This is a genomic window from Algibacter sp. L4_22, assembly GCF_023473045.1.
Taxonomy (GTDB): domain Bacteria; phylum Bacteroidota; class Bacteroidia; order Flavobacteriales; family Flavobacteriaceae; genus Algibacter.
In genome coordinates this window covers 1-658 of sequence record NZ_JAMCOK010000073.1, presented here as the reverse complement: position 1 = coordinate 658, position 658 = coordinate 1, and the positions used below count along the sequence as shown (strand labels likewise).

1 protein-coding gene is annotated in these 658 nt (G+C 28.4%); it reads right to left on the bottom strand.

Going from position 1 to position 658, the window contains the following annotated elements; genetic code table 11:
• Positions 1–104: 104 nt before the first annotated feature.
• Positions 105–560: a hypothetical protein gene (locus M4I23_RS19625; RefSeq protein ID WP_249755547.1), complete on the bottom strand. Its 456-nt coding sequence runs from the start codon at positions 558–560 to the stop codon at positions 105–107.
• Positions 561–658: the final 98 nt, after the last annotated feature.

Sequence of the window (658 nt, the reverse complement as noted above, 5' to 3'; positions counted from 1 at the left end):
CGAAGGAAAATCAGACGTTACAAACACGCAACGACCTTTGATTAAGCACTAAACCGCAATTATTTTTATACGGTGTTGTAAAACGTTTTTATTCTGTTTATAAATTATTTTTCGTTCACTTTGATTGATTCAATCTTTAATTTTTTCTTTGTCAGCTTAATTTTTCGGTTTGTTAAAAAGCGAATAATTAAAAAAAAGAATATAAATCCACAAGCTGTAATTCCGAAACCAATTTTATCATTCAATTCAGTTTGAGTAATTGCTTTTATCGGAATAATTATAATTCCTAACAGTAAACCTGTGAGGAAAATATTCAGAACTATGGATGGTCGAATTCTTATATTTTTCAAATTACTGTTTTCCAACTCAAATCTTATAGAAATCAGTTTTGGGTTTGCAAAATCATCCCAACCTAAATCAGGAACGAATGAACCATTTATATTAAATCCATTGTCATAAAATTCAAAGTTCTTTAAACTCTTCAAATGATTCTTTAAATCAGTTTTAGATAAAGAACTGTTGATTTCGTAATTTTTTTCAAGTTTAAATATGTCGTTCAAGGTTTTCGTTAAATGTTTTACAACGGTTTTGTGTATGGTTAGTTGCGTGTTTAAGCAACTAATTTAGTAAACAAAAACGAACGCGAGAAAATTCCGAA